The organism is Bacillus sp. N5-665, assembly GCF_022637375.2.
Taxonomy (GTDB): Bacteria; Bacillota; Bacilli; order Bacillales; family Bacillaceae_G; genus Bacillus_A; species Bacillus_A wiedmannii.
In genome coordinates, this window is record NZ_CP093325.1 from 3,933,583 (window position 1) to 3,959,826 (window position 26,244).

The following is a 26,244-nucleotide window of genomic DNA, read 5'->3' on the forward strand; positions in this document are numbered from 1 at the left end:
CTTTAGAAAAATACAAAAATATAAAAAAGAATACAAAAAAACTGTATACACGCAATAATCTACGGAACATTTCAATATATGATCTACAAACTAAAGTTCATTTTTACATTATTTAGATTACTACTTTTTTTCATTACAGTCATAAAATGAAACCTCAATCAGCGGAAGTCTTTATTTAAACAAAGGAATAGATCCCCCCCTTAAAAGGGGAATCCGTTTCTAAACTCTATCATTAAAATTTACCGTAAAATGAATTAGCTTTCATGCGCCCATCATTTGTCATAATCATTTCTTCCAAAATCTTTTGCTTATCTCGAATATGCTGTGCCGCCTTAATAATGAATGGGCTTACTTCTGCTGCAACTTGCGCACGTGTTTCCTCATCCAATGTCATCATCCAGCGATTTAACATCTCACTCTTCTCAGCAAACTCTCCATCTGATACTAGCAATTCACCAATTTCATTAAAACAGCCGACAAACGCCCGATAAATATCATTGTTCATTTTCAAGTGCTCCGCGGTAACCGTCTATTAAATCTTGTAACACTTTCACAATCGCATCCATGTCTTTTGCTTCACGCGTTACTTTCATCGTTTGAATTTGAATGCTGATCCAATCATATAAACCAAATAAACTATCATATAAATCTTTCGTAATTTCAGGATTTAATTGAAGCTTTAATTCTTCAAAAATGCGTTCTAACTTTTCGAGAAGTGCATCTCCTTCTTGTAGTTTAAAAGTATGTAAAAGTTCTTCTAAATTACGAAACTCTACAATACATCTTTCATAAATAAAAATTGTATTTTTAATCGGATTACTCGTCATAATATCATTTTGCATATAACGTTGCCATGCTTGCATACAATCACTTCCTCAACTTTCATTAATCATCACTTTTTTGTTTTGTCATTGCTTTAATTGTTTTTAGTTGGCTATCCAGCGCCGCTAACGTACTTTCTAACTTTTGATACTTTTTCACAATTTCATCTTGTTTTTGCAAGTTTTGCGTTTCAATATCTTTAATCTTTTTATCTAAATCACTTACACGCGAATCAATGTTTTTTACACGTTCTCCAACTACACCTTTATCACCAAATAATTTATCAAGTGGCTCTTCCATCATTTTTCCTAAACCGTTTGAACTAAAGAAAAATTGCTTTGCTGCATCTGGTTTTTCTTTTAACGCTTTCGTTAATGCTTCGTCATTAACTTCCATCGTGCCATCTTGCTTTAATTGAATACCAAATGTGAATAAATAATTGCCATCTTGTGAAAATGTTACAACATTGTTCATCGCTTGACGTACACTTTGCATAATGGCTTGTCCTTGGAAGGCCCCACCTTTACCAGCAAAGATATCTACTGTAGCAACAGCTTTATTATAATCTGCAACCATCTTTTTAATAATATTTGATGCGTCTGTTACGTTTGAGTCACTTACTGTGAATTTTAGATCTATGCCTTTTGCTTTTTGGTCTACATCTGTACCAGTTCCGCCTTCTGGTTTATTTTCCACCTTTGGTTCCGTTACTTTCAATAGCTCAATCTTTACACCTGGCAATGCTTCAATTGTATTACTATCACTTTTCCCCTCAATACCATTAATGCTGTATTTTGCATCCAACGCTTCGTTAATAGTATTTAATTTCATTTCCGTCGTAGATTCCACTTTCGAATAAAATAATTCTGTAAGTACATTAGGCGGTGTCTTTTCTAATTTAATTTCATTCGTTGCCCCTTCTTTTTTCGAGGTCATGAAAATTTTATTTCCAAGTGTATAAGCTGATACACCATAATCTCCATCATTAATTTTGTTAATTAAATCTTTATATGTCATATCAGTTGTTACTTTTAGTTCTTTATCACCTAGTTTTAATGTTTCATCTTTAGGAAGCTTTGCATTTATATCTTTAATTTCATTAGAAGCTATTTGATGACGCTGTGCAAGTTGTGTAATTGTCATATTGAAAGTGCCAGCAATCGCACCACCATCAGCTTTTACGTTAATATAACCGTCTTGTGATGTTGTTACCTTTTTCTCATTTCCTTTAAAAGCCGCTAAGTTTTTAAAAGTTTGTGTGAAAGAGCTAAATTCCGATTTCAAACTTGTATATAGTAGTTTATCATTTGTAAGGTCGTTCTTTTCTTTCGTATACGGTGTTTTCCTCATATCTAACGCTTGCAGCTCTAATTCTACTAAGTTAGAAGTATCAATCATATTATTTCCAAGGTTCCAAATCTGTTGTCTACCACCAATACCTGTCATCGTTGTTCCTACCATTTTTCTCACTCCTTGTATATTACATGTAGTCTAAAATACTCGTTTTACTCATCGTACTAACTGCTTTAAGCGTCGCTTCATACGTCGCATTAATATATGCTAAGTCAGAAATTGCTACCGCTAAATCGACATCCTCAATGTCTTTACGGTTCTCTTGAAGCGCTAAATTTTGCTCACTTAAAATTGTTTTAAATGTCTCCATTGTGTTCATTGTTGAACCGACTTCAGTTGTACGATTAATGATGCCATCTAAGTTTTTCTTATTTTCTCCTAATAACGGTTGCAACGCTTTTTGATCACCTTTTTGCATCGCTTCACTCATCTGCTTTAACGTTTTTATAACAGGGGATAATAGCGCATCTCCGTTACGAAATGCTTTTAATTCATAACCGTCATTTAGTTGCCAGTTCACATCATTTTGTCCACCTTGATACGTACCATCTTCTGTAAATGGTAGCTTTTCTGCACTATCACCACCGAAAATATAACGACCTTGCTCTTTCGTATTCGCTAAATATACAACTTGTTTTAAAATTTGATCAATCTCTGCACCGATGGCTTTCAATTCTTTTTCACCATTTTGCTCACTTAATGCCTGCACCGTTAATTGATCTGCTCTCGTTAAAGATTTAAAAATACCTTGTAAAGTATTTTCAGTTTGTGTTAACACATTTTTCGAATCCGCTATATCTTTTTGCATTTGTTCAATATTCGCCAAAGAATGTTGAATCGCAAATGATTTACTTGCCGCAAGTGGATCTTCACTCATAAGAAGGTTTTTCTTCCCTGAAGTTACTTGATTTCGGTGGTATTGCTGTTGCACATTTAAATCCATTAACTGATTCTTTGCCCAACTTGCATTTTGAAATGTAGATACTCTCATTTCTATCTCCTCCTTTTATATTTCCAGTCAATTACTATCACCTATCGAATAATTGAAAACAGGCTATCAAACACTTCATTCATCGTCGTCATAGCTTTAGAGTTTGCGACGAAGTATTTTTGGAAAGCCATTAAATTAACCATTTCCTCTTCCATATTCACACCTTCGATGCTCATCTTTTCTTGCTGAATTCCCTCTAATAAATCCCCATGAATTTTTTGATAAGCATTTACTGCACTTTTATCAGATGCAAGACCAACTACGAATTGGTCTAATGCTTGTTTATATGAAAGACCTACTTTATAATCTCCGTCTGTAATTGCTGCTAGTTTATTTGCTGTTTCAGCTGATATTTTCATTTTCGAAATATCTTTTGCAAATTCAGGGTTTAATTTCATATCTTTCGCTTGATCACCAACGAAGAACTCTTTCCCCATTACTGTGTTCACTTCATTCTTTACAGAACTCATTAATTCTTCAAGGTTTTTCTTATAACTAGCAATCTTTGCTTTCGTATCGATTGCTGATTGGATTGCTCCACTAGTTAAAGGAATTTCCGAACCATAAATCTCAACTGACATTGGTTCTTTTTCTTTATTTAATTGAAGTGGGTATGCATCTTGCCCATTTACCGTTAAAGCACCATTCATTCTAACACTCGCTATATCAGGATTCATAGATTCATAAGATACTTCTATATTTGCATACTTAGACATCTCTGTAATGATACGATCACGTTCATCCAAAAGTTGATTTGGCACTTGTGTACCTGCTTCTCCAATTTTTTTATTCGCCTCCGCTAAATTAGCAGCAAGACGATTAAATTCATTAACATGTGCTTCAATATCTTCTGTCGTCTGCAATTCCACTGAATCTAAATTTTTCGCAAGACGATTTACTTGACTTGTAAATTTTCCAGTTTCAGAAATTAATGTATCATAGTAGTTTGGTTGTTCTGGATTTTTTGCCACTTCACGAAAAGCATTAAAGAAGCCATCCATTAAACTAGATAATGAATTCTTTCCTGTCGTTCCAGCCATAGATTCTACACGTGATAAAGTCGAATTCATGTAGTTATAGTACGAGAGTTGAGATAATTGATCGTTAAACTGTTTCGTCTTCACTTCATCAGTAATACGGTCAACGCCTAGCGTTTGTACACCGTAACCTATTTTTTGTTCCGGTGAATAGCCATGACTTGCTCCAGCCGATCCGTAATTCGCCATTTGACGCACATAACCAGGCGTATGAATGTTAGATAAATTTTGTTTCGTCGTTTGTAATCCCATTTGTGCCGCTAACAAACCCGATAACGGCGTATTATAATCAGATAGTCTCATTATGTTTCACTTCCCCTTTACAATAGTTCGTTCATAAAGATTTGTGAATTATTGTTTCGCTCTAAATTATATTCAGAAACGGAATCCACAATACTTTCTGTAGTTTTTAATAGTACGTTTAAGTAATATTGATTTTTCAAAAGAATCATTTTTACATTCTCTTCTAATTCAGCTACATTTTTTTGTAATTCTTCCATTTTTTCAATTTCTTCATGAGAAAAATACGAAAATAACGCACTTACGCGAAATGATTCCACGCCCTGTTCTTTACAAAACTGAACAACCATTTCTTCAAATGAACTTGATAACTTTTTTAAACCATCAATGTACTGCAATTGCTCTACTTGTAACTTTTGAACTGCATTTACATTTTTATGTTTTAAATTCTCATATATTTGTTCCCCAAGCGCTTGAATGTTTTCATATGCTTTTTGAATAATAACGAGCTTTTCATATAATTGTATGTACATATAGCTTCCTTCCCTTTTACAAGACTAAATTTACAATTAAACCGTGGATTTCTCCAATCTGATTTAACATTTCTAAATGTCCCGTTTTCGTATTAATTAAATTCATAACATCTTCTAACTCATTTAATCCCATTTCCGCTTGTTTCACAATCGTCATTTTCTGTGAATATCCGTAACGCGGATGACGAGACATGACATCTTTATATTGCAATACATTATCTACGTAAAAATTCAAAAATGTTTTTACTGTATTTTTGTATTCCATTACATTATCAAGCGTTAATTCCATTTCAATTTTCTCTTTAATTTCTCCAATGTTATCGACAAATGCTTCCATTTGTTCTAACAATTTATCCTTTTTCGGATCTGCATGCAAATTATCCGAAAATGCAAGTCCTGTCCTGACATTTGCTTCTTTCGGCATTTGAGTAGCAGGCGGTATATGCGATAAAATCGGATTATGTGAGATCGAACGCAGCATATATATCACCTATTTATTTTTTTATTTCTTCCTAAACTTAATCGTAAAATCCAGTTATTTATAATTATACTCTGAACACTAATATTTTGCAGTTATTTTTTATAAAAGATATGTTACAATTTAGCATGAGGTGGCACAAATCTATGAATATTTTTCTTTGTGGTTCAAATCAATTAACAGCATTAGATCAAGAAGAAATAAAAAAATTTTTAACTGACTATGCTCACAAACATAAAATTTACATATTATGTTATAAAACTATCGAAAATGAGATTCTTCGCTTTTTCATCGAAAACGAAAGACTCGCTCAAAATTTATGCCTTTACACGCTACAGCCGTTACAAGCATTAACAGATGAATTTCAAGAGGTCGTTGATTACTTAAAAAAACACGGAGCCGAGTATGTCGCTTTTGATCATCCTTCCGACTCCATTTACCGATCAGATTATATGTTTTTTGTAAAACAAATAATCGAAGATACCGATTTAGTTCTCTGTTTTTATAATGGGGACAAGCATACTTCTGTCATTCCCGTTGACGTTGCAAAAGAAGCAGGAATTGATGCTGTTATTTATGATTTACCAGGTTTACATGAAAAACAGATGAAAAAAAACTTTGAACAAAAAATCCGTATGATGTAAAGGGGGAGGCACAATATCGTTATTGTGCCTATTATAAATATGATAATTGAACAAGATTATGATCATTTTATCGCGAGTTTTAAACAACAATTCAATATGGATATCGCTTCATATAAACAAGATAGAATGCGTCGTAGAATCGATGCTTTTATTTCGAGAAAGGGCTTTGAGAACTACACTAGTTTTTTAAGCAATTTACGTACCGATCAAAATTTATTTTTAAGTTTTATTGACTATATTACAATTAACGTTTCAGAGTTTTTTAGAAATAAAGAACGTTGGCAAACGTTAGAGACGAAAGCACTACCAAAATTACTCGAACAAAATAACGGAAAATTAAAAGTATGGAGTGCCGCTTGTGCTGCCGGCGAAGAGCCATATACACTCTCTTTGATTTTATCGAAGCATCTAGCTCCATATCGTTTTGATATACAAGCAACAGATCTTGATTTTCACATTTTAGAAACTGCAAAACGCGGTCAATATACAGAACGTTCTTTAAAAGAATTACCTATCGATTTGAAAGAGCGTCATTTTACAAAAGAGAATGATATATATTCATTACATCAAAACATTAAGCAAAACGTCACGTTCAAACAGCACGACCTTTTAATGCAGTCATTCGATACAAATTACGACTTAATCATTTGTCGTAATGTAATGATTTACTTTACAGAAGAAGCAAGAGTAAAACTTTATGAAAAATTTAGTCGTGCTTTACGCAAAGGTGGCGTATTATTTGTTGGTAGTACCGAACAAATTTTAACACCTGAACGTTATAATCTTCAGAGATTTGATACATTCTTCTACGAAAAAATATAAAAGAGGTCGTCACAATGTAAAGTGACGACCTTTTTATATAACTCGAATTAAAATAATAGCAACAATCCATACAAAGAGAAAAAGAAATGTCATAGACCATTTATGTTCTTGCATCGTTTGTTTCAGGGCCTGTGATAATTGTGTCATATTCATTTCTGCGAGCGCTCTCCATACACTTACATCCCGCTCTTTAGCAGTGCGATCTGTAACGCTAATTAAAATAGTTTCGTTAGACAATTTCGTTATGTAAGCAGTAATAACCGTTACCATTAAATTTATATTTCCTTCTGAAGAATCACTTTCCACTCTAGAAATGAGTGCACTTACATCTAATAACGGAATATGTACCTTTCTACCAAATGATAGTTGTACTTCTGCGAAATCATACGTTCCATCTAACAAAGGAAGTTCTTTTATATGCGCCTGCTTAACAAGCCCTTGTAAACTTCTCATTACTTGTTCAAATACTTTTTCTGTTTGCTTCCCTTCTCCAGATAACGTATGCAACTTTTTAAAGAGTTGTAACACTGTATCCATCTCTTTAGAAAGCATTTCCTTCATAACCTTTCCATCACCTAAACTCGCGAGTAAAATGCCTATTTCATTATTTTTCGAAATAATTTTAGACTGTCCAGTAAACACTAGATTACTATGCTTTCGTTCTTTCTGGATTTCATGTTCCGAAATAGCTGCAGGCTGTTTTAATGGTTGTAGCGTCTTATTTTCAATTGTCGTACGTTTAATCTCCATCTAAGCGCCTCCACTACTATGAAATAATTAGCCCCATTCTTTATTACTTTTTAAAACTAAGAACAGTACGAATAAACCAGACATAATAGCAAATACATTAGAAGCTTGTATTCCCTGTTCACTTTTTGCTTCTTTCTTATCTTCTGGCTCTTCTTTTTTCTCTTTCTTTTTCGAAATGACTTGATTGTTATTATCTTTATCTTTTTGAGCCTTCGCTTTATTTACTTCCTTGTTGTCTGTGAGAGGCTCTTTTATAACATAAGTAATTTTTTCTTTCTCTTTCAATGGTTCTTTTATAAGATCGTTTACTTTCTCTTCTTTTTTTGGAATTTGAACAACTGGCGGTTTTTCTTCTGGAAGCGGGATTTCTACTTTCGAGTCTTCCTGCTTCTCAGTTTCTTTCTTATCTTCTACTTTATCTTCATTCTCTCGTTCTTCTATCTTTTTATCCTCTTCTGGTTTTTGCTCCAAAATAGAAACGATATACTCACTTTCCTCAACCAGTTTATTGCCGGCCGCATCCACTATCTCTACAAGTATTTCGTATGTCCCGATTGGCAACGCATCCGTTATTTCAAATACTTTTTGCCAATCCATGTCGCGCTTATTGTAGTCTAATAAAAAGGTAATCTCTTTATTTTCTTTCCCCTTTAATATCACGCGGACTTCTTTCACAATTGATTCTACGTCTGTCGCCTTCACTCGCACACGTATAGAATTGCCTTGTTTTCGTTCAATTACGTTTCCCTTCGTCTCATCAATCGTAACTTTATGCAACTTCGGCAACTCTTTATCTAAAGTTGGCATTTCATTATTTATACGAATGAGCGGGACTTTCACTTCATTTTCTACAAGCTCTTCTTTCTCATTTTCTTTGTAACTTTGAACGAACTGAAGATTCCAATCACCTTGCAAATCAAAAGTTTCGACCTTGTAGTTAGCAATCCATCGCTTCGTTTCCTCATCATACTTAAACGATAGCATTCTTTCTTGTTCATACCGATCGCCGTTTTTTGGCAAGCGCAAAATACCTTTTATACTTTGAACATTTTGCTCTTTCGGCTCTACAATAACCCGCACTTCTTCGCCAACTTTTAATTCCGACTTATTTACTGTAATAACCCCTTGATCTGTCTCTATCTTTTTTTCGACCTCTTGTTCATTTGCTACTTCTTGTTGTTCCTCTTTACCTTGATTCACTTCCACTTGCTCTGGCTGCTCTTGAACTTCTTTGTTTTCTTCTTGTACATTCATTTCATTTAATTTTTGATCTGGCTCAATTTGTTCTTCCGCCTGACTTTGCAGTGGGAAGAACAAACACACATTTATGAATAACCAGCTCATTAGAAAAAACTTTACGTTTTTCATCTACTAGCTCAAACTCCTATTTCAACGACTTATAGCGATTTCGTCACTTTTACTCCGAAGAATCCATCTACATTTACAAGTTCACCATACGCCACCAATACATCATTTACATAAATACGAATTGGTTCGTCAATATCCTCATCTAGTACAACCGCTTCATTCTCTTGTAAACTTAAAATATCTTGAATTGTTTTCACTGTGCTTCCAAATACAAATTTCACATTCATTTCTACATTTTGTAAGATGGATGTGTCCATGTATACTGGTTCCATTTGTTTTACTTCTTTAAATTCAATAGGTTGCACAACAGGTTCTACAATTTTTTCTTCTTCAATTTCTTCCGTAACAATCTCTTCTTCCTCTTCCACCATTGGATATAGAAGTCTTCTTACCATTTCTTTCGCTTCTGAAATCGGTAAAATTTGATACATTTTCGATTGAAGCAGGTCGCCAATTTCAAGGTTGAACGTAATTTGGACGAGTTCGTCCACTTTCATTGACTCTCCCAAATATTCCATTTCTTCTTTTAACGTTACGAATTTAACATTTGGTGGTGTCATGTCCATTTTTTCTTGAAACATTTCTGACATCGCCGTCGCAGCATGCCCCATCATTTGGTTCATGATTTCTTTAATACCGCTCAGTTCTAATTCACTAAGCTCCTTCTCTGGATCAACTTCCCCTGTTCCCATCATCATTAAATCTACCATTGTTAAGGCGACATCTTTCGTAAATACGAATACATTTTCATTCTTTAGTCCTTCAACAAAATCAACATTTAAAATAACAAACGGGACTGGTACTCCATCATAATGACGAACATTGATTGATTCTACATTGGGCGTACTAATTGTAACTGGCTGATTTAATAGTGTTGACAATACTGTTGAAGCTGAACCAATTGAAATATTTGCAATTTCACCAAGGACGTCTTTCTCTTCTTGTGTTAAATGCTCTTTTTCAACTTGTTCTTCTACAATCTCAGTTTCCACTACTTCTGCTGGCTCATCTTTTTCTTCTGCTCCACCAGATAATTGCATTAATTTATTTACCATTCGTTTCGCATGTTCAACTGAAACAATTTGCACAAGTTTAGAGTTTACAAGATTATCTATCTTTAAATCAAACGATACTTTAACAATCGTTTGATTCCCATCAATCTCAGAAATTTTCTCCATTTCTTCTGATAACTTTACAACTTTAATTGTCGGCGGAGACATATCTACTGTATCTTGAAAGAATTCTGACATAGATGTAGCTGCGAACCCCATCATTTGATTCATCGCTTCTTGTACAGCACTTAGCTCTAATTCACCAAGTTCTTTCCCGTCTTCCACTTCACCTGTTCCCATCATCATTAAATCAGCAATGGATAATGCAACATCTTGCTTAAGGACAAGAAGGTTTTCCATATCTAACCCTTTTGTAAAATGAATATTTAATACAACGTGTGGAACTTCGACATCGCTTGAATCATATAAATCTACCAATTCTATGCGAGGAGCAGTAATACTTACTTGCCTATTTAAGATTGTTGATAATACAGTCGAAGCTGAACCAAATGATATATTTGCAATTTCGCCAAGAATATCGCATTCTTGAGGCGTTAAATGCTCATTTTCTTTTTCTAGCACAATTGTGCTCGTATCCCCTTTTGTGTGTTGCTCAGGCATTTTCTCTGCCTCCTCATTTCTGTTTTTCTATCAAATGATATAAACTCTCATTTTATTTTAACAAACTTATTATATAAAACGTTAATATGTATTTATTCCCATTTTTAGATTCGTAACGATTAACCAAAAAGCTCCCCAATTGTATACAAGTGGGGAGCTTTCCTTCATTCCTATTATAAACCTTCTGGGTTTAAAATGAGGACCACTCGTCCATCACCGAGAATTGTCGCACCAGAGAAATAATTAGAACTCTCTGCAAAGAAGTCACCTAATGACTTTAAGACTATTTCTCTTTGACCGATAATTGTGTTTACAATAAGTCCATAGCTGCGATGTGTATTACGAACAATTAACACAGGAACCATTTGACCATCATATGACGCAAACGCCTCATCTACTGTTTTCTCACCAAATACAGTACTTAAATGTTTCACTTCAATAATTTGATTACGGTAATTTAACACATCTTTTCCTTGTAAGGATTGGATGTCTTCTTTTTTAATCCGAATTGCTTCAACAATATTGCCAAGAGGGAAAGCATAACGTTTATCATTCGTTTGAACAAGCATAGATTGAATAATGGACAACGTTAATGGCAGTTCAATTCTAAATGTACTACCTTTCCCTTCTTCAGAATCAATAATTAAGTGTCCACCTAAACTATGGATCGTATGTTTCACTACATCTAATCCAACGCCACGCCCAGAAAGGTCTGATACAACTTCAGCTGTACTAAATCCTGGTTGGAAAATCAAATCAAATACTTCACGGTCCGTTAATTTATTTGCCTCAGATTCTGTTACAACACCATTTTTAATCGCTTTTTCTAATACTTTCCCTTTATGAATTCCATTTCCATCATCCGTAATTTGAATAACGACATGATTTCCACTATGGAACGCTTCTAATTTAATCGTACCTGTCTCATTTTTTCCTGCATCACGACGTTGTTCAACAGTTTCAACCCCATGATCAATTGCATTACGAATTAAATGGACGAGTGGATCACCGATTTCATCAATAACAATTTTATCAACTTCGGTGTCTTCACCTGTAATTTGCAAATCGATTTTCTTCCCTAAATCTTTCGCTAACATACGTACCATACGCGGGAAACGATTGAAAACAGTTTCTATCGGTACCATACGCATGTTTAGTAGTACATTTTGAATATCTTTTGAAATATCGCCTAATCGATTTAAATGCTCAATTAATTCCTTGTTTTGAATTGCTTGTGCCAATTCATCTATACGACCACGCTCAATTACACTTTCTTCAAACATGTTCATTAATCTTTCAATTTTTTCTAATTGAACACGTATGGAACGATTTTCCACTTTACCATTTTTTGTTTTTGCAGTGCTTTTAGCAGGTGTAGCATTAGCAGATTGCTTCGATACTTCTTTAGTTGATTCCACATGCGTAGCCGCTTGTAAATCTTCCTGCATAGCTTCTTGTGTGCCCAATTCTTTCGAGACTACTTCTTTTAATGTATGTCCTTGCTTTACTTCTACTTTCTCAATTTCAGAAACATGAAGCACTACTTGTTTTAATTCTTCTTCACTTTGATCAGTATCCATAAATACTGTGAACTCAAACCCGAAAGCATCTGCTTCAATTTCTTCAATACTTGGAACTGTTTTTTGTACATTACCTACATTTTGCAGTGCTTCAATACACATAATTGCACGTACTGCTTTTAAAATAGCATGTTGCTCAACAGTTATATGCACTTCATGCGAAACTGCATCATCATTATTTATAGGTTCTTGCTCAATATATTCCGCAGGAGTTTCTACATTGCCATTCAATAATGCTTCTAATTTCTGCTTAGTTGTAATTACATCAATATTGCCCATTCCGCCTTGTTGCACATCTGCAACCATCTTCTCTAAATTATCAATGCACTCAAAAATCACATCAATAATCTCTGCATTTACAACTATATTCCCATGACGAATTTCATCTAAAACGTTTTCCATTTTATGCGTTAAATCCGCCATTTCCGTAAATTCCATACTCGCTGACATACCTTTAAATGTATGGGCTGAGCGGAATATTTCTCCCACAACATCCATATCAGTGGGATTTTGTTCTAAAGTTAGCACATTTTCATTTAGCGATTGTAAATGTTCTTCTGATTCCTCAAAAAATATATTTAATAGATCTGTTTGCATTTTCATCCCCTACCTGTCTAACAAACATTTCATTTATGTATAACAATTTAGTGTTTTAAAGCAAGAAAAAAGGGGGCCACACGCATATCCGCTATCAATGTTTAGATTCCTTGTGGCACCCCTTCTATATTAGCTGTTTGCTACTTTTGTTAAAGCTTCAATTACGCGATCTGCTTGGAATGGCTTTACAATAAAGTCTTTTGCCCCACCCTTAATTGCATCTAATACCATACCTTGTTGCCCCATTGCGGAACAAATAACAACTTTTGCACTTGAATCAATTTTAATAATTTCTTTTAATGCTTCAAGTCCGTCCATTTCTGGCATAGTAATATCTAATGTTACAATATCCGGTTGAAGTTCTTTAAACTTCTGAATTGCTTCTACTCCATTCTCTGCTTCACCAATAATTTCAAATTCAGAATTACTTTTTAATAAGTTTTTAATCATCGTTCGCATAAACATCGCATCGTCTACAACTAAAATTTTATGTGCCATTCTTTTTAATTCTCTCCTTCTATGTATAAATATATCTTAATATTTCACCTTATCATTCTCACTCATTATACAAAATAAAATGATAAAATTTAATATTTTTTTAAAAGAATTTTCGTATTTTCATTATTTTATTATTAAAATGATAATATACTATTCTTTTATGTAAATGACAACGCGACGGTTTTTTTCCCAATTTTGCGGTGAATCATTTGGTACAACCGGCTTGGTATCTGCATATCCTACCGCAGCTAACCTTTTATCATCCACATTATACACTTCAATTAAGTGATGAATCATATTAGCTGCCCTTGCTGAAGATAACTCCCAATTAGAAGGGAATTTGTCGTTATGAATCGGTCTACTATCTGTATGGCCTTCAACAACAATCGGATTTGGTACTGATTGGAAAAATCCAACTAATTGACTTATTATCTCTTTCGCTTCCGGTTTAACATTTGCGTCACCTGTATCAAATATTAAATTATCTACTATAACGACGCTTACCCCTGTATCCTCACGATATACATTCACTTGACTAATACCGTTATTATCTACATATGCTTTTAATTTCTTATATAATTCATCCATTCTTTTTTTCGAGACCATTTTTTCATCATTTTTTTCATGCGAAATATCTGGTATTGTATTTTCCATTACTTTCGCATCTACTTGCTCCACGTCACTAAACTTTTCAAGCATCTTTGACAATTTTACTGCATCCTGCTTTGATGTAGCAACTAGTAATACAAAGAAAGTTAATAATAACATCGTTAAATCTGTAAAAGTCGTCATCCAACGAGGCGATCCCTTTTGCGGTCGTTTCATCATAACCATACCACTCCTTGAAATATTAGGCTGCTCGTTTTACTTTTTTTATCTTTGTTTCGTATACATATGTATCGAGTTTCAACTTTAATTTAGAAGGAATTTGACCACGATATAATTCTGAAATCGCTTCAATAACAAACTTCTTCTCTGTATATAAATCTTCAATACCACGATACACCTTTTCAGCAAGAGGGATTGCAATCATATTTGCAAGTACTGACCCATACAATGTCGTTAACATCGCAACTGCCATCCCTGTACCAATTTGCGATGTGTCTTGCAAGTTTTGAAGCATAATGATAAGACCGATTAAAGTCCCTATCATGCCCCAAGCTGGAGCGAAATCGCCAATTTTATCTAATAATGCTGCCCCTTTTCTTAACTCATACACTTCCGTTTCAACATCTTTCAGTAACACTTCTTTTAATTCATCTTCATCGTAACCACTTAACATTAATCGAATTCCTTTTTGGATAAAAGGATTGTCTACTTGCTCTCCATCAACTTCTAAAGAAAGTAGGCCGTGTTTTTTAGACTTTTTAGAAAAATCAACAAATAAATCCGTTAACTGTTCTAAATTTTCTTCTTTTCTATGTAAAACAGTAAAGATGCTTTTCGTATATTTTTTTATTTCTCCAAATCGATATGCCACAACAATTGTCGCTGTAGTTCCCCCTATGACAATTAAAATAGATGAAACATCTAAAAAGTTTTTAAAAGCTTTTATTCCGCCGCCGCCAATCATAATTGCCGCTATCACTATAGCAAAACCTACTATTATGCCGACTGGGCTAGAAATATCAAACTTCCTTTTTTTTCTTTCTGGTCTAGCAAATCCTTGATTTTCGTCTCCCATATTCCTGCCCTTTCCTTTTCATTTTTATAAAACATTTTTTTATTTTAATAATGCGTTTTCACATATAATAAGTATTATACGCTTATCATCTATTTATCGCAATATACTCATAGAATTGACACATTTCATTTCCATATTAGAATTATAGTATGGAAATATGAGGAGGATCACAATGGAACATAACATTTTACAAGTCATTGCACTAGCAGAAAAACTAAAATATGAAATGCGACATAGCTGGCTTTCTAACGGACGTCAAGAAAGCGTTGCTGAACATACGTGGCGCATGTCTCTAATGGCCATTTTAGTCGAGCCTTATTTAGATCAAAAAGTAAATATTGAAAAATTACTTAAAATGGTTATCATTCACGACCTAGTCGAGGCAGAAGCTGGTGATATTCCTGCTTTTGATACAATGAATAGTCATGAATTACAATTACAAAAACAAAAAAATGAGCAAGAAGCAATTTTAAATATTAAACGCACATTAAAAGGTTCTCTCGGTGAGGAATTATATGATTTATGGATGGAGTTTGAAGCGAAAGAAACGTACGAAGCAAAAGTTGCTAACGCACTTGATAAACTTGAGGTGAAAATTCAGCATAACGAAGCTGATATTGATACGTGGCTACCAATCGAGCATAAAATGACATTCCAAGTGGCAAAGCATACAAACTTTGATTCTTTCCTATCTAAATTACAAAAAATCATCGAGCAAGATGGAGAAAAGAAATTACTAGCTGCCGGCATTGACGTGGAAGCTTGCAAACGATAATGAAAAGACACTCAATTTGAGTGTCTTATTTCATTATCGTTGATACAGCCTGCTTGTAAATAAGTTGTTGTTTTCCATCAACTAACATTAAAACAGTAAATTTGTCTATCGCAACAATTTCTCCTATTATTCTAACGCCACTCTTTAAAAAAATTGTAACAATACCTTTTTCTTCTTTTATTTGTTTATATAACTCTTCTTGTAAATGTTCCAAATACTTTTCTCTCCTTTTTACAAAATATCTTAATATAAAAAACTACAAATTATTTATTTGTGTACTTTATCTTTTACATTCATAAACTTATTAATAAGTATATCTAAATCTCGGCTAAATAACAAAACTTTATCATGATCCAATCCGTGTCTAGCAACAAGTTGGATTAGCTCTTTCTTTTTGTTTTCTATTTTATTGTGTAATTTTCCCATCTCCATCTCTTTACTAAAACTCCCTTTTCCCATAATATTACTTGTAAAATTATAGTACAAATCCTCTCATAAAAAAATATAAAAATGGTTTTTTTTACAATTTTTATGTTTTTTATGAACAAATTGCAAAATATATAATGATTTCTTCACATACCCCTAGCACAATATACAATCAAAATAACCATACAGGCGTTTGTCTAATTACAAAAGAGACTGGCTCCTTTTCCATACAAAAAACATACTGTATATAGTAGTCCATGAATTATATAGATTAACTTACTCAAAAGGAGGAAAACATATGAGCTATGGTGGAAGTTGCTCTGGTTTCGGCGGTGGATTTGCTTTGCTTATCGTACTATTCATCCTTCTAATCATCATCGGATGTAGCTGCTGGGGTGGCGGCGGATACGGATACTAATATATCCTATCCTTAACAAATGAACGAAAAACTATACGAAAACAGCTCATATTTGAGCTGTTTTTTCATACTTTCGTATGAAGTGATATCCCTCCTTTTTGTGATTTCAACTAATAAAAAAACGTTTACTATGAAATAAGAAATATTTTACTAAGGAGGATTACAATGATTAAAGGTCTTTACGAAGCACATTTACCTGTCAGTAACTTAGAGATATCAATATCTTTTTATGAATCACTTGGACTGAAATTATATAAAAGAGGAGATGATATTGCTTTCTTTTGGATTAAAGAAAACGAAAGTTGGCTCGGTCTTTGGGAAGGCACAGAATACAAAGTTAATTATCATCCCTCTTTACGACACATCGCCTTTCAAGTAAGCTTACATGATTTAGAAAATGCGATTCATTGGCTAAATCAAAAAGGCATTTCAGCACGAAAAGATTTTGGAATGGAACCAATTGAACCGATTGTTTTTCCAGAATTAGCGCATGCCGCCGTATACTTTAACGATCCTGACGGAAATAGTTTAGAATTAATTGCACAATTACCTGTTGGACTTCCTACAGAGGAGAAAGTGTATTTAAGTGAATGGAAGAAACAAGTTCAAGCATCATTATTACATAAGGATTAATCTTTTATGTCAATCTCTTATAGCACACTTTTGAAAACAAATAATACCTTCAAAAAACTATTTTATGGGCAAACATTAAGTGTACTTGGAGATTGGTTTCATACGGTAACTTTATTAACATTTGTCTACAGCATAACGGAATCGCCTTTTATGGTCGCCCTTACTTTGATAAGTAAAGGTTTACCACAGCTTCTTCTTAGCCCATTCATAGGCGGGATTGTAGATCGTTTTCCTAAAAAGAAGATTCTGATTTTTACTGATATTTCACGAGGCATAATCGTCCTCACTTACTTATTTGCACTATATAAAATTGAAATTATTTTCATTTCTAACATATGTTTATCCGTACTTTCTTGTTTATTTGAGCCGGCTAAACAAGCAACCTTAAAAAATATCGTACACCAAAATCATTTCGTAATTGCTAACTCTCTTTCTAGTACAATTAATGGTTTTATGTCTATTATGGGTGCTTCTTTAGGCGGAATCCTTGCACAATCTTTACATATTGAGTTCGCTTTTTTAGTAAATAGCCTATCATACTTTATTTCAGCCTATTTTATTTATAATATGAGTGTTCCTTCTCATGATACTTGTAGCAAGAAAAAAGCATTTTTTACTGATATAAAAGATGGTTATACATACATATTACAAACAAAAATCATTTTAACGTTAATTCTTGTCGGCATTTCATGGGGCATTATTGGAGGCGCTTATCAGCTACTTCTAACGATTTATGCCGAAAAAATTTTCCACACGAACATTGGGATTTTATATACGGTTCAAGGGGCTGGGCTTATGATAGGAAGCCTTCTCGTTAATCTTTATATATCCCATAATAAAGAAAAAATGAAAAAAGCATTTGGTTGGGCCTATTTCCTACAAGGAATTTTCTTCCTCGGATTCATTTTATCCGATCAACTTATTATCGGTATCATTGCATTATTCTGTATGCGCATAGCAGGAGGAATCATCGTTCCACTTGATACGACTTTACTTCAAACTTACACGCACGAAAATATGATTGGTAAAGTTTTTTCCTTTCATTACTCAATTTACGGTTCGCTTATACAGTTATCTATGTTCATTACAGGATGGCTATTAGAAATCCTTTCTCCTCAAATGATTGGTAGTTTACTAGCTATATGTTGTATTTTTGTTAGTTTTATATGGCTTTACCTGTTTTATCGCGGGAAACTGAGTGAAGAATCTACTAACACTTAATAGCATGTTTATATACATGCTATTTTTCTTTATGTCGAAATATAAAGGAAAAAGGCGATTTATTTTCCTTACGTTCTAATTTTTTAGAACGTACAATAAATTTAGATCATAAGAAAGGAGATATCATAATGTTTGACGATAGACTTACTATTTCAGCTGAGCAGCAGAAGCTCATTTCTAATGCAACTCGCATTCAAATTCTTCACCTTTTAAAAGACGAGGCACTCACTGCAAAACAAGTAGCTACTAAACTAAATAAATCTGCTGGTAGCGTTCATTATCACGTTCAAATTTTATATGATGGAGGGTTACTTGAATTAGTAGACACGAAAGAAAAACGAGGAATTATTGAAAAATATTACAAGTCAAAATCTGCTCATTTCTATATTGAAGAAAGCGGCACAGAAGGAACGAATACAGGCAGTCATATTGTATCTCATTTATTTTTAACTCCAGAGGAATTACAACAGCTTACTTGGGAAGTTACACAAGTTTTATTACGCTGGGAAAACAAAACCGCTCGTCAATCAAACTCCGAAGAGGAATACGCTATTTCCTGCAGGATTAAAAAACAATGAAAGAAAGGTCCAACTGCTCATGAAAAATAAATTATTATTATTGTCGGGAACAGGAATTTCTCGTTTAGGTGATTTTATGTATCTCATCGCCCTAAACTTAATGGTGTTGAATAGCACAAACTCCCCTGCTGCTGTAGCAGGATTATGGATTGTAGGTCCAATTGCCACCGTTGTTACAAAAATATGGTCTGGTAGTATAGTAGATCGATTAAACAAACGGTCCATTATGCTCATCACAGATATAATTCGAGCAGCTCTTATTGGCTGTATTCCACTATTTGATTCTATTTGGGCCATTTATATTTTTATCTTTTTAACTCGCATCGCTACATCATTTTTCGATCCAGCTTCATTCACTTATAAAACGATGCTCATACGAGCTGAAGAACGCGCTCAATTTAACGCTTGGAATAGCTTATTTACAAACGGGGCTTTCATTATCGGTCCAGCTCTTGCTGGAATACTTCTCACCACGTACTCAGCATCCTTTGTGATTTACTGCAACTCACTTTCTTTTCTACTTTCTACCATTCTCATTTATTTCTTGCCAAACATTACATTACAAACAAAACAAAACGAAGAAGTTGCAAATACTTTCGTACAAACATTACGAAGTGATTGGAAACAAGTTTTTTCATTCGCTCGAACTGAAAGTTACATTATTCTCATATTCGTTTTATTTCAAGCTACTATGCTTGTCTCTATGGCACTCGATTCACAAGAAGTTGTTTTCACAAGACAAGTACTGTTTTTATCCAATATAGAATATAGCATGCTTGTTAGTATAACTGGTGCTGCTTACGTTTTCGGTTCATTTCTTGTTTCTCTCTTTGCTAAACGATTACCACTTCAACATTGTATCGGATTAGGTATGATTTTCACAGCAATAGGCTATGTAATTTTCGCCTTTTCAAATTCATTTATAGTTGCAGCGAGTGGTTTCGTTTTACTTGGCATTTCTTCATCATTTGCTGGTACTGGCTTTATAACATTTTATCAAAATAACATCCCTGTACATATGATGGGACGTATTGATAGCGTATTTGATTCCATAAAAAATTTCATCCAAATCTTTTTCATTTTAGCAATTGGGGCATCCGCACAATTTCTTTCCGTTCAAATCACTGTAATAAGCAGCTCATTACTCATTCTTTTTCTCTCCTGTTTATTAGCAATCCGTGTAATGACGCCTTCACGAGAAAAATATTTTAAAGCTACAGGGTCATCATTGGAATATTAAATGCAACATAAAAAGCGGCTATTTAGCCGCTTTTTTCCCGTTTTAAAGGACAGTAAGCCCCACTGATTAAAGTTTCACTTTATGTTAAAATATGTATTGGACCTAATTATGTAGGAGGACTATTTTGGAGATTATATTCACTTTCATATGTATTATATTAGTAGCTTCTATTTTACAAACAAGTACAGGTTTTGGCTTTTCTATTATGGCAACACCTTTCTTACTCATGCTATTTCTACCACAAGAAGCTATACAAATAAATATCATTTTATCATTAATTATTTCTATATCACTCATCTGGAAAATAAGAATGGACATTGATTTTATTCTACTGAAAAGATTAATTTTCGGAAGTATAATTGGTGTTCCTTTTGGTATTATCATTTTCACTTCCATTAACATCAACACATTTAAATTATCAATTAGCATCCTTCTCTTACTATTAACGTTGATGCTAATATGCAACTTTAAGATTCAATCAACAAAATCTAGAGATTTCATAGTTGGCGGATTATCTGGTCTTTTAACGACAAGTATCGGTATGCCAGGACCTCCACTGTTACTTTATTTTACAGGAACTGATACGAAAAAGGAGAAGTTACGAGCAACTACATTGGCTTTTTATCTATTCATATATTTCATTAGCCTACTAACTCAAATACTCTTCACTGGGACAAACAAAACAATTTGGGAATCCAGTTTATATGCTATTCCAATCGTATTTCTAGGTTTGTATATAGGTCAAATTATTTTCAAATGGCTTAATCAACGGATTTTTAAAATATTTACGTACATCCTTTTGAGTTGTACAGGTATGTATCTTCTTATTGAAAGTTTACATTTATTATAAGTTAGTTTTTCAAGATAATAGATGCTTTAGATTGTACAAAAACATATAATTTAAACGATAAAAAGCGGCTATTATGCCGCTTTTTATCTTCACTTATACTAACGTTTCATCACAAATCTCTGTTACATTTTTAAAGTATTGCAAGTTTTCCTTCACTTCAGCTTCGTTAAATAAATTGAGCTGCTTCATTATTTCAGCAGCAAATTCAACGTATGCAGACCCTACGGCTGTTATTATTTTTCCATCAACGGTTACATCTTTATTTTGTTTATATTCCCATTCATGTAAATGCGCTAACTGTTTTTCATCTGATGTTAATGATGTTGAGAATTTCTTCTTATTCAGTACTCCTGCTGCATGTAGTAAAGATGTTCCGGCACAAATACCCGCTATCCATTTATTTTGCTTATGTAATTTGTTCACAATAGATAACAATTGTTCATTTTCTAAATGATCAAAAATATGTCCGCCTGGTACGATAAACACTTCATAGTCCTCTATTTTAATTTGCTCAATAGAGACATGTGGTTGACACAAAAAACCACCTTCTCCTGTAACTGTTTTTCCGTCTACAGTTGCTGTTATTATTTCAAATTGCTTACTTATCAAAAATAAACTCGCTATATTCACTTCAAACTCTGCAAATCCATCAAATAAAAAGATTAAAGCTTTTTTCATATTATCTCCTCCCCCTATACTTATTCGAAGACAATCTCCTTTCTCCTCCAAAAAAGGCAAACCTGCATCACAGGTCTGCCTTTTTACTCATTTCTTATTAAATCCTTTTTCACTTAAAAACTCTTTCATATGCATTCTTTTTTCTTTAGACATAAACGAACTCATTGATTCCGTCCATGTTACGTTTTTCTTATTTGATGATCTTTCTTTATAATACGCGTTCATCGTTTCATCATATTCATTTAATAATTCATCATATTTCTTTTCATCATATCCATTTTCATGAAGGATTGCTGCTACTGGTAAACGTGGTTTCACTCCGTGATCTTCATCTGGTACGCCGACTGTCATTCCGAATACAGGATATACTTTATCAGGTAAATGAAGCAGTTCACTCACTTCTCTCGGATTATTACGAATACCACCAATATAACAAATACCGTATCCTAACGATTCTGCTGCTAACGCTAAATTTTGCGCAAAGAGTGAAGCATCTACCGTCGCTACGATAAAGTCTTCTACTCCTTCATGCTTTATCTCTGTACCATGTTTTTCACATGCCATTTCAAGTCGTTTTAAATCTGCACAACAAACAAAGAATGCTGCGCAATCTTTTACATGACGATTTCCGGATAACTCTGCTAGTTTCGCCTTTAAATCTTGATCTGTTACATATATAACAGAATAAGCCTGTACAAAATGCGAGGAAGCGGCATGCTGCGCAGCTTGCACCATTCTTTCTACTACATCTTTCGGAATGGACTCTTCTTTATATTTACGAACTGAAACGTGTTGCTCCATTTTATGTATCATTTCATTCATGAAAATCACTCCTTTTTTCTCTTCATAATGAAAAATTAACACATCTTTTTCAATATTCACAACTTATAAGCACAAAAAGAGCAATTCTTTTTTGAATTGCTCTTTTTTAAAACGTCTATTAATACGGTAAATGAAATTATATCGACGATTATTTCAATATATCAACGATTTTTCGAATACACCAAATATGCAAAAGGATATCGACTTACCGACAAATAACGACAAATTTACACCAACTTATTTCTTATCTTATTACGCCGTTTTCAAAACTTTAATACCTTTTACGATATTCCAAATGAAGTAATAAATCCCTACAAGAATGAATACTGCATAAGTGATCATCATTCCAATTCCAGCACCGTCAGATTGATTGAATCCTAAACCGTATATGCCTGATATCGCTAATCCTCCAAATAAAATTGCGTACGGGAAAATATGTGACCAAAATGCTTTTTTCGCATGGTATTTCACTTCATCCTCCGCAACGAAGTACACGATAATTGGCAATAAAAATGGTGCGAAAAAGATACTAAAGTAACATAGTGAAGATAATATATTATTTCCTTTCATCCGATTCACCTCTAAATAGTTTTTGTTATCTTCATTATGTCAGGAATCCATTCTAGAAACTATCGCTTTACCTTTCATGAACATGACATATTTGTAAGATTTCCCTCAAAAAAAATCCCGCCTGAACTTCCAGACGGGATTTTTTTCACTATATTCGATTCATAAACCAATATTGCGTAATGGCTAAATACTCACGTATATTCGATGGAATGACAATTCTCTTCGGTGTTTCGGCCGGAAGACCTTCTAATTGTAAACCTTGTTTTGCTGCTATTTTTTTCGCTCTAAACATATGGAAATCGTTTGTTACGATCATTCCTTTTTTCATATTGTCTGGAATTAACGGTTTTGAGAATTTAATATTCTCATCTGTACTCGTTGACTTGTCTTCCATTATAATGCGGTCTTCTGCAATTTTCAGTTTCATTAATTCATTTTTCATTGCTAATGCTTCTGAAATATCTTCACCTTTCCCTTGTCCTCCAGACACAATAGCAATTGTTTTCTCATGTGATTGTAAATATTCAGCTGCTTCCTCAATACGATATTGTAATGAGTAAGATGGTTTCGTCCCGTTTACTTTCGATCCTAATACAATTATATAATCAGCATCGTCAATTGCTTTCATATGCCCATGCTTATAAATGTTATATTGTAAAAATCCCGCATAAACGGCGCACATCATTATAATTGCTATAATATATTTAATTATTTTCTTCTTTCTCATATCCGTATACTCCTATGTTCTTTGCTTCTTTCATCATAATATCCGTTTATTTGTTTGTATACAGACAAATTCCAAATTACCCTAATTTATCCTTCAAAAAGTAATATTTATATTCCTTTCGGGAACAGTAAGTACAACTTTGCACGAAGGAGTGTCCCTATTGCTTCTCTTTTTATGTAACGTATCGTTCTTTTTTATCTTATTTTTACTATCACTTAAGATGCTCGGTAAATCTGCTTTAGCACAACTAACTCCTCATGATTTTGGTGCTATTATCTTTTTATCTTATTTAGCTTTTCAAGCCATACCAGTCTCTGGTGCTTTGCAAGCCTTTCTCGGTATGGTTGTTATTACATGTTTGCATTTACTTCTTACAAAATTAAGCTTACTAAACAAACTAAATCGTTTCATTCTCGGACATCCTATCATTTTAATTAAACATGGTGACATTATTTTTGAGAACTTACAAAAAAGTAGATATCCAATTGCTGAACTACTTTCTAACCTTCGCGTCGCAGGATATCCAAGTGTTCACGAAATTGAATACGCTATTTTAGAAGCGAATGGAGCTATTAGTATTTTACCAAAGCGTGAGCTTGTACCATTAACTCCAAAAGATTTGAACATAGATGTTACGTATGCCGGATTACCAATTGCCCTTATCGTTGATTCGCAAATTCAATACGATAACTTAAAGTTAATTCATAAGGACGAAAAATGGTTATATAAAGAATTAAAAGAAAAGGGCATCACTAATATTAAAAGCGTTTCTTTCGCGTCTGTTCAAGAAACAGATGGATCATTTGCGATTAGTTTAAAAGCATAAAAAAATCCCCTTACTTGCTTAAGGGGATTCTCTTCATTATATCGCTTCTTTCTCTCCCGCCATATTTAATGGAACAGGATGTTTCATACGATTCATCGTAAATACGATAATCGCTGTCAATACTTCAGCTACTGGCATAACGAGCCAAATTCCATTTATCCCAAATAATTTTGGCATAATCCATAATAATGGAATAATAAATAGTAACCCTCGGCTCATTATAATCAGCACTGATTTTGTCGTTTGTCGCACGGATTGGAAGTACTCTCCATACACAATGTTATAGCCTAAAAATACATATTGGATAAAGAACAAGCTAATACCCGTTAATGTTAACTCCAACAACTCTGGAGATTGGACATCAAATAGACCAATAATATATTTCCCGAAGAATAATCCGACAATTATTGCAATACCACCGAGTACTACCGCAATTTTTACAGCGAACTTTAACCCTTCACGCAATCTCTCTGATAAATTTGCACCATAGTGAAAACTAGCGATTGGTTGTAATGCTGCTCCAACACCGAAGAATAGTAGTAATGTCATCGCATGAATACTATTCACCATCGCATAAGAAGCGACTCCAACTTCTCCTGCATATTGAACGAATGCGATATTAAAACCAATCGTTACAATCGCTACGGTACTTTCTGCTGTAAAGCTCGGGAAACCTATAATCATAATTTGTTTAACTGTATCCCACTCAAAATGGAATTTCGTCCATTTTAAAATACTACTTTTCCTAAAGAAATGAGATAATAATACAAGGAAACCAATCGCTGCCGAAAGAATAGTCGCTGAAGCAGCACCTGTTACGCCCCATCCAAAGATAAAAATAAAGATGTAGTCAAACACTATATTTAATACAGCCGTTACAACTAGACCTGCCATCGCTAAATTAGGATTTCCATCATTTCGTATAAATGTACTTAAAATATTTTCTAACACGTATATCATTCCAAACGTTAATAATACGTGTAAATAATCTAACGCATACGGTAAAATCACTTCGTTTGCACCGAATAAGTATGCTAAATCTTCTATTCTCCATAAACAAATCGCAGCTAACACACCTACGATCATTACTGCTACCGTCATGGATTGCGTAAAAATAGACCTTGCTCTTTCTACTTTATTTTCACCTAGTGCAATGGAATATAACGTTGCCCCGCCCATTCCAATCCATAATGAAATAGAGAAGAAAATTGAAAACGCTGGAATAGCCACGTTTACTCCTGCTAATCCGTTCGCTCCAACTCCCCTACTAATCATAACCGCATCAATCACAATATTAACTGACATTAACACCATTCCAAGAACGGCTGGTATTAAATAAGAAATAAATAAACTTTTTATCGGTTTTTCTCTTAACTTTTCTGTTGTTTCCATCATATAAATGCTCCTTTT

At 33.7% G+C, this 26,244-nt stretch carries 31 protein-coding genes; 10 read left to right on the top strand and 21 right to left on the bottom strand.

All coding sequences use genetic code 11. From position 1 onward, the window contains the following. Window positions 1-232: 232 nt before the first annotated feature. The 7 genes from MNO09_RS22710 to MNO09_RS22740 are packed head-to-tail and all read right to left on the bottom strand — an operon-like array spanning window position 233 to window position 5,457. The gene (locus MNO09_RS22710; protein ID WP_001058064.1) at window positions 233-505 is read right to left on the bottom strand and encodes a hypothetical protein; all 273 of its coding nucleotides are present in this window, start codon (window positions 503-505) and stop codon (window positions 233-235) included. After that, window positions 495-863: a flagellar export chaperone FliS gene (locus tag MNO09_RS22715; protein WP_001149514.1), complete on the bottom strand. Its 369-nt coding sequence runs from the start codon at window positions 861-863 to the stop codon at window positions 495-497. Before MNO09_RS22715 ends, MNO09_RS22710 begins: the two co-directional genes overlap by 11 nt. Window positions 864-885: 22 nt before the next feature. Next, a complete protein-coding gene (locus MNO09_RS22720) occupies window positions 886-2,283 on the bottom strand; it encodes a flagellar hook-associated protein 2 (protein ID WP_088106988.1) in 1,398 nt (465 codons plus the stop codon). A gap of 19 nt (window positions 2,284-2,302) precedes the next feature. Further along, on the bottom strand, window positions 2,303-3,166 hold the full coding sequence (locus tag MNO09_RS22725) for a flagellar hook-associated protein 3 (RefSeq protein WP_088106987.1): 864 nt from the start codon (window positions 3,164-3,166) through the stop codon (window positions 2,303-2,305). A gap of 41 nt (window positions 3,167-3,207) precedes the next feature. Continuing rightward, a complete protein-coding gene (flgK, locus tag MNO09_RS22730; protein WP_070168629.1) occupies window positions 3,208-4,506 on the bottom strand; it encodes a flagellar hook-associated protein FlgK in 1,299 nt (432 codons plus the stop codon). 17 nt (window positions 4,507-4,523) lie between these two features. Beyond that, on the bottom strand, window positions 4,524-4,976 hold the full coding sequence (locus tag MNO09_RS22735) for a hypothetical protein (protein ID WP_048561273.1): 453 nt from the start codon (window positions 4,974-4,976) through the stop codon (window positions 4,524-4,526). A gap of 16 nt (window positions 4,977-4,992) precedes the next feature. Beyond that, a complete protein-coding gene (locus tag MNO09_RS22740) occupies window positions 4,993-5,457 on the bottom strand; it encodes a YaaR family protein (RefSeq protein ID WP_241950056.1) in 465 nt (154 codons plus the stop codon). 143 nt (window positions 5,458-5,600) lie between these two features. On the opposite strand from MNO09_RS22740, the gene MNO09_RS22745 reads away from it, so the two are divergent. Both MNO09_RS22745 and cheR read left to right on the top strand, forming a co-directional pair. Further along, a complete protein-coding gene (locus MNO09_RS22745) occupies window positions 5,601-6,098 on the top strand; it encodes a hypothetical protein (RefSeq protein WP_001020117.1) in 498 nt (165 codons plus the stop codon). Between the two features lie 39 nt (window positions 6,099-6,137). Next, window positions 6,138-6,920, top strand: a complete 783-nt coding sequence (gene cheR, locus MNO09_RS22750; protein ID WP_070168628.1) for a protein-glutamate O-methyltransferase CheR — start codon at window positions 6,138-6,140, stop codon at window positions 6,918-6,920. A 33-nt stretch (window positions 6,921-6,953) separates the two neighbouring features. Here the strand turns inward: cheR and MNO09_RS22755 are convergent, their stop codons facing one another. The 7 genes from MNO09_RS22755 to MNO09_RS22785 form a co-directional block, all read right to left on the bottom strand. Further along, complete coding sequence (locus MNO09_RS22755) at window positions 6,954-7,670, bottom strand: hypothetical protein (RefSeq protein WP_000403983.1); 717 nt, start codon at window positions 7,668-7,670, stop codon at window positions 6,954-6,956. 27 nt (window positions 7,671-7,697) lie between these two features. After that, a complete protein-coding gene (locus tag MNO09_RS22760; protein ID WP_070168627.1) occupies window positions 7,698-9,038 on the bottom strand; it encodes a transglycosylase in 1,341 nt (446 codons plus the stop codon). A gap of 29 nt (window positions 9,039-9,067) precedes the next feature. Further along, window positions 9,068-10,711: a flagellar motor switch protein gene (locus tag MNO09_RS22765; RefSeq protein WP_070168626.1), complete on the bottom strand. Its 1,644-nt coding sequence runs from the start codon at window positions 10,709-10,711 to the stop codon at window positions 9,068-9,070. Between the two features lie 173 nt (window positions 10,712-10,884). Further along, window positions 10,885-12,888, bottom strand: coding sequence for a chemotaxis protein CheA (locus MNO09_RS22770; protein ID WP_064476550.1), 2,004 nt, complete (start codon window positions 12,886-12,888; stop codon window positions 10,885-10,887). A 129-nt stretch (window positions 12,889-13,017) separates the two neighbouring features. Beyond that, window positions 13,018-13,386, bottom strand: a complete 369-nt coding sequence (locus MNO09_RS22775; protein WP_000940570.1) for a response regulator — start codon at window positions 13,384-13,386, stop codon at window positions 13,018-13,020. 150 nt (window positions 13,387-13,536) lie between these two features. Beyond that, window positions 13,537-14,214 (bottom strand): OmpA family protein, encoded by a 678-nt coding sequence (locus MNO09_RS22780; RefSeq protein ID WP_000977943.1) that lies wholly within the window; start codon window positions 14,212-14,214, stop codon window positions 13,537-13,539. Window positions 14,215-14,236: 22 nt separating this feature from the next. After that, window positions 14,237-15,070 (bottom strand): flagellar motor protein MotP, encoded by an 834-nt coding sequence (locus MNO09_RS22785; protein ID WP_000502137.1) that lies wholly within the window; start codon window positions 15,068-15,070, stop codon window positions 14,237-14,239. 172 nt (window positions 15,071-15,242) lie between these two features. Here MNO09_RS22785 and MNO09_RS22790 point away from each other — a divergent pair, with 172 nt between their 5' ends. Next, window positions 15,243-15,845, top strand: a complete 603-nt coding sequence (locus tag MNO09_RS22790; RefSeq protein ID WP_000400773.1) for an HD domain-containing protein — start codon at window positions 15,243-15,245, stop codon at window positions 15,843-15,845. A 25-nt stretch (window positions 15,846-15,870) separates the two neighbouring features. On the opposite strand, the gene hfq is transcribed toward MNO09_RS22790, so the two are convergent. Together hfq and MNO09_RS22800 are read right to left on the bottom strand one after the other, a co-directional pair. Next, a complete protein-coding gene (hfq, locus tag MNO09_RS22795; protein ID WP_000400657.1) occupies window positions 15,871-16,059 on the bottom strand; it encodes an RNA chaperone Hfq in 189 nt (62 codons plus the stop codon). A 53-nt stretch (window positions 16,060-16,112) separates the two neighbouring features. Continuing rightward, window positions 16,113-16,331: an aspartyl-phosphate phosphatase Spo0E family protein gene (locus MNO09_RS22800; RefSeq protein ID WP_002096752.1), complete on the bottom strand. Its 219-nt coding sequence runs from the start codon at window positions 16,329-16,331 to the stop codon at window positions 16,113-16,115. A gap of 238 nt (window positions 16,332-16,569) precedes the next feature. On the opposite strand from MNO09_RS22800, the gene MNO09_RS22805 reads away from it, so the two are divergent. The 6 genes from MNO09_RS22805 to MNO09_RS22830 all read left to right on the top strand — a co-directional run bounded on the left by MNO09_RS22805 (window position 16,570) and on the right by MNO09_RS22830 (window position 21,211). Further along, window positions 16,570-16,689 (top strand): YjcZ family sporulation protein, encoded by a 120-nt coding sequence (locus MNO09_RS22805; protein WP_000120183.1) that lies wholly within the window; start codon window positions 16,570-16,572, stop codon window positions 16,687-16,689. 165 nt (window positions 16,690-16,854) lie between these two features. Next, on the top strand, window positions 16,855-17,322 hold the full coding sequence (locus MNO09_RS22810; RefSeq protein WP_046955172.1) for a VOC family protein: 468 nt from the start codon (window positions 16,855-16,857) through the stop codon (window positions 17,320-17,322). A gap of 6 nt (window positions 17,323-17,328) precedes the next feature. Further along, window positions 17,329-18,543, top strand: coding sequence for an MFS transporter (locus tag MNO09_RS22815; protein ID WP_088106986.1), 1,215 nt, complete (start codon window positions 17,329-17,331; stop codon window positions 18,541-18,543). Between the two features lie 128 nt (window positions 18,544-18,671). Beyond that, entirely contained in the window at window positions 18,672-19,121 is a 450-nt protein-coding gene (locus MNO09_RS22820; protein ID WP_000459088.1) for an ArsR/SmtB family transcription factor, read from the top strand. Window positions 19,122-19,140: 19 nt separating this feature from the next. Beyond that, window positions 19,141-20,361 (top strand): MFS transporter, encoded by a 1,221-nt coding sequence (locus MNO09_RS22825; RefSeq protein ID WP_088106985.1) that lies wholly within the window; start codon window positions 19,141-19,143, stop codon window positions 20,359-20,361. A 124-nt stretch (window positions 20,362-20,485) separates the two neighbouring features. Next, window positions 20,486-21,211 (top strand): sulfite exporter TauE/SafE family protein, encoded by a 726-nt coding sequence (locus MNO09_RS22830; protein WP_088106984.1) that lies wholly within the window; start codon window positions 20,486-20,488, stop codon window positions 21,209-21,211. Between the two features lie 93 nt (window positions 21,212-21,304). On the opposite strand, the gene MNO09_RS22835 is transcribed toward MNO09_RS22830, so the two are convergent. The 4 genes from MNO09_RS22835 to MNO09_RS22850 form a co-directional block, all read right to left on the bottom strand. Next, window positions 21,305-21,889: a type 1 glutamine amidotransferase family protein gene (locus MNO09_RS22835; protein ID WP_000709445.1), complete on the bottom strand. Its 585-nt coding sequence runs from the start codon at window positions 21,887-21,889 to the stop codon at window positions 21,305-21,307. Window positions 21,890-21,976: 87 nt separating this feature from the next. Further along, complete coding sequence (nfsA, locus tag MNO09_RS22840; protein ID WP_001004535.1) at window positions 21,977-22,711, bottom strand: oxygen-insensitive NADPH nitroreductase; 735 nt, start codon at window positions 22,709-22,711, stop codon at window positions 21,977-21,979. 252 nt (window positions 22,712-22,963) lie between these two features. Next, a complete protein-coding gene (locus MNO09_RS22845; RefSeq protein ID WP_000678041.1) occupies window positions 22,964-23,281 on the bottom strand; it encodes a magnetosome magnetite crystal formation protein family in 318 nt (105 codons plus the stop codon). A 148-nt stretch (window positions 23,282-23,429) separates the two neighbouring features. After that, window positions 23,430-24,008 (bottom strand): YdcF family protein, encoded by a 579-nt coding sequence (locus tag MNO09_RS22850; RefSeq protein WP_001227659.1) that lies wholly within the window; start codon window positions 24,006-24,008, stop codon window positions 23,430-23,432. Window positions 24,009-24,168: 160 nt separating this feature from the next. Between MNO09_RS22850 and MNO09_RS22855 the strand changes: the two genes are divergently transcribed. Further along, complete coding sequence (locus MNO09_RS22855; RefSeq protein WP_000923942.1) at window positions 24,169-24,834, top strand: DUF421 domain-containing protein; 666 nt, start codon at window positions 24,169-24,171, stop codon at window positions 24,832-24,834. A 36-nt stretch (window positions 24,835-24,870) separates the two neighbouring features. Here the strand turns inward: MNO09_RS22855 and MNO09_RS22860 are convergent, their stop codons facing one another. Further along, the gene (locus MNO09_RS22860; RefSeq protein ID WP_033659193.1) at window positions 24,871-26,226 is read right to left on the bottom strand and encodes an MATE family efflux transporter; all 1,356 of its coding nucleotides are present in this window, start codon (window positions 26,224-26,226) and stop codon (window positions 24,871-24,873) included. Window positions 26,227-26,244: the final 18 nt, after the last annotated feature.